The 2,217-nt window shown below is 71.3% G+C and carries 2 protein-coding genes; one reads left to right on the top strand and one right to left on the bottom strand.

The genetic code is table 11. The features are described 5' to 3' along the window. A partial coding sequence (locus ACFVYN_RS26575) for an adenosine deaminase (protein ID WP_390002524.1) occupies positions 1–999 on the top strand: 999 nt, incomplete at its 5' end. 11 nt (positions 1,000–1,010) lie between these two features. Here ACFVYN_RS26575 and ACFVYN_RS26570 read toward each other — a convergent pair. Next, positions 1,011–2,063 carry a UDP-N-acetylmuramate dehydrogenase gene (locus ACFVYN_RS26570; protein ID WP_390002521.1) on the bottom strand — a complete coding sequence of 351 codons (1,053 nt, stop codon included), beginning with the start codon at positions 2,061–2,063 and terminating at the stop codon, positions 1,011–1,013. Between the last annotated feature and the right edge of the window lie 154 nt (positions 2,064–2,217).

Raw genomic sequence — 2,217 nt, 5'->3', positions numbered from 1 at the left:
CTGCACCTGCACTTCACCGGATCCATGCGGCCGGGGACGGTTCTGGAGCTGGCCGACAAGTACGGCGTACGCCTGCCGGATGCGCTGACCGAAGCGCTGACCAGCGGGGAGCCGCCGAAGCTGCGGGCCACGGACGAGCGGGGCTGGTTCCGTTTCCAGCGCCTGTACGACGCGGCCCGCTCGTGCCTCAGAGAGCCCGAAGACATCCGGCGGCTGGTGCGGGAGGCCGCGGAGGAGGACGTCCGCGACGGCTCGGGGTGGCTGGAGATCCAGGTCGACCCCACGTCGTACGCGCCCCGGCTAGGCGGCCTGATCCCGGCGCTGGAGATCATCCTGGACGCGGTGGAGACCACGTCCCGGGAGACGGGGCTCGGGATGCGGGTGCTGGTCGCCGCGAACCGGATGAAGCATCCCCTGGACGCGCGCACCCTGGCCCGGCTCGCGGTGCGGTACGCGGACAAGGGTGTGGTCGGCTTCGGCCTCTCGAACGACGAACGCCGGGGCATGGCACGGGACTTCGACCGTGCCTTCAACATCGCGCGCGAGGGCGGCCTGCTGTCCGCGCCGCACGGTGGCGAGCTGGCCGGACCGTCGTCGATCCGGGACTGCCTCGACGACCTGGGCGCGAACCGCATCGGTCACGGTGTGCGGGCGGCCGAGAACCCGCGGCTGCTGAAGCGGCTGGCGGACCGGCAGGTGACGTGCGAGGTGTGCCCCGCGTCCAATGTGGCGCTCGGTGTGTACGAGAAGCATGAGGACGTGCCGCTGCGGAAGCTGTTCGAGGCCGGGGTGCCGATGGCGCTGGGCGCCGACGATCCACTGCTGTTCGGGTCCCGGCTGGCCGCGCAGTACGAGATCGCCCGGCGGTATCACGGCTTCTCGGACGCGGAACTGGCGGAGCTGGCCCGGCAGTCGGTACGGGCCTCGGCGGCACCGGAGGACGTGAAGACCAAGCTGCTGTCGGGAGTGGACGACTGGCTCAGTGGCCCGGTCTCCTGAGCGGGCGTTGGCTACAGGCTTACGCCGACCGTCACCGGCTCGTTGACCAAGGTGATGCCGAAGGTGTCCCTCACGCCTGCCACGACTTCTCGGGCCAGGGCGAGGAGGTCCTCCGTGGTGGCGTTGCCGCGGTTGGTGAGGGCGAGGGTGTGCTTGGTGGAGATGCGGGCCGGGCCGGTGCCGTAGCCCTTGGTGAAGCCGGCCTTGTCGATCAGCCAGGCCGCGGAGGTCTTGGTGCGGCCGTCGCCCGCGGGGTAGGCGGGGGGCTCGGCGTCCTCGCCCAGGTGCTGCTTCACGCGCGCGTGGAACTCCGCGAACTGGGTGGCCGTGAGGATGGGGTTGGTGAAGAAGGAGCCTGCCGACCAGGTGTCGTGGTCGTCGGGGTCCAGGACCATGCCCTTTCCCGCGCGCAGCTTCAGGACGGTCGCGCGGGCGTCCGTGAGGGGGACGCGGTCGCCGGGCTCCACGCCGAGGGCGCGGGCGGTCTCGGCGTACTTGATCGGCGCGGAGAGGCCGTCGGCGTCTTCCAGGTCGAAGTGGACGCGCAGGACGACGTATCGGGCGGGGTCTTTGAAGCGGCTGTGGCGGTAGGAGAAGGCGCAGTCGTCGTTGGTGAGGGTGACGGTCTCGCCGCTGTGGCGGTCGTAGGCGATGACCTCGGTGATGGTGGAGGACACCTCCTGGCCGTAGGCGCCGACGTTCTGGATGGGTGTCGCGCCCGCGGAGCCGGGGATTCCGGCGAGGCACTCGATACCGGCGAGTCCGGCGTCCACGGTGCGAGTGACGGCGTCGGTCCATACCTCGCCTGCGGCGAGCTCCAAGTGGGTGCCGGTGAGCTCGAAACCCTGGGTGGCGATGACGAGCGCGGTGCCGTCGAACCCCTTGTCCCCGATGACGAGGTTGGACCCACCGCCGATCACGAGGAGCGGCGTGCCGGTGGCGTCGGCCTCGCGGACGACGTCGATCACCTCGGCGTCGGTGGTCGCGGTGACGAGCCGGGTGGCTGGGCCGCCGAGGCGGAAGGTGGTCAGGGGGGCGAGGGGGGCGTCGTGTCGTTCCTGCACGCGGTACAGGGTACGGGGGCCTCCGGCGGTTGAGCGTCGTTTGTCTGCGGGTGCGGGTTCGGTGGGGGCGGGTGTTTTTGCGCAGTTCCCCGCGCCCCTGGATGCCTGCGGCGGCCCGTTGCGGTCCGGTGGGGGCGGGTGTAGCGCGTGCGCT

The sequence above is a fragment of the Streptomyces sp. NPDC058307 genome (assembly GCF_042880295.1).
Lineage (GTDB): Bacteria > Actinomycetota > Actinomycetes > Streptomycetales > Streptomycetaceae > Streptomyces.
This window is presented reverse-complemented; position numbering and strand designations above follow the sequence as displayed.